Here is a 1,053-nt window from a genome sequence, read left to right as displayed (position 1 = left end):
CGTGACGGGTCCATCCGCACAGAAGCCGCCGCCGATATCTACTCCGGCAAGCTGGATGGCGCTGACACCATCAGCTTAGAGCTGGCAGACGAGCGCGCAGTCTACGTGCACGTGGCCCGCGGCGAAGTGCAGGTCGGTGGCCAAACGCTGAGTGATGGCGATGCCATTGAAGTAGAAGGCCGTGGCACGCTGGAACTGAGCAACGGTAAAGGCGCAGAGGTCATTCTCTTCCACCTTGCACCGCTCGGTTAAGCACAACGCACACCCCATCTGGACCGCCCAATGCCTGACAGGTTGGCATTGGCACATTGGAGGGAGGCACTCCTCAATAACAACAAAAGCCTCCCTCTCTTTTGTCCTTCAAAAGACTCACCTTGCAATACTACAAGGATATTTGTAATATTATTGCATGACAGAGAATTCTGAGTGCAACACCTCCGCAAATCTAAAGGAAGACGAAGCCGTCGCAGCGCTGAGCGCTCTGGCTCATAAAGACAGGCTCGCTGCCTTCCGTCTCATCCTGACTGCAATGCCCAAGGGCCTGCCCTCCGGACAGATCGCCAAAGATCTCTCCATCGCCCCCACACGCATGTCCTTTCACCTCGCAACGCTTGAACGCGCCGGGCTTCTCACCGCCCAGCGCGAAGGCCGTGTGGTGCGCTATGCCATTGCCCCGCCCACCATGCGCGGCCTGCTTCGTTTCCTGACCCAGGATTGCTGCAGCGGCGACCCTACCCTGTGTCTGGATTTCAACCCGTTTCCTTGTCGTTGACCGCCCCCATCGGAGAGAACAAATGAACCCGATCATCTACCACAACCCCAAATGCGGCACCTCCCGCAACACCCTCGCCATGCTTAAGCAAGCAGGCATGGAACCAGAGGTCATCGAATACCTCAAAACTCCGCCCTCCCGCGCAACGCTGGAAAAGCTGATCAAAGACAGCGGCCTCACCGTGCGCGAAATCCTGCGCAAAAAAGGCACGCCCTACGAAGAACTCGGCCTCGATGATGAAAAGTGGACCGACGCGCAGCTCATCGACTTCATCGAGCAAC

The 1,053-nt window shown here is 57.5% G+C and carries 2 protein-coding genes and 1 pseudogene; all 3 read left to right on the top strand.

All coding sequences use genetic code 11. The features are described 5' to 3' along the window. Positions 1-252 (top strand): annotated as a pseudogene (locus tag PPL9_RS33835) (pirin family protein); the annotation flags it as partial. A 157-nt stretch (positions 253-409) separates the two neighbouring features. Beyond that, on the top strand, positions 410-772 hold the full coding sequence (locus PPL9_RS27320) for a metalloregulator ArsR/SmtB family transcription factor (protein ID WP_057465683.1): 363 nt from the start codon (positions 410-412) through the stop codon (positions 770-772). A 22-nt stretch (positions 773-794) separates the two neighbouring features. Then, positions 795-1,053: arsenate reductase family protein (locus tag PPL9_RS34515; RefSeq protein WP_244273489.1), on the top strand; the 259-nt coding region annotated here is incomplete at its 3' end.

Source organism: Pseudovibrio sp. POLY-S9 (genome assembly GCF_001431305.1).
Taxonomy (GTDB): Bacteria; Pseudomonadota; Alphaproteobacteria; order Rhizobiales; family Stappiaceae; genus Pseudovibrio.
Note: the sequence above shows the minus strand (reverse complement) of the source record. Positions and strands in the feature narration are given on the sequence as shown.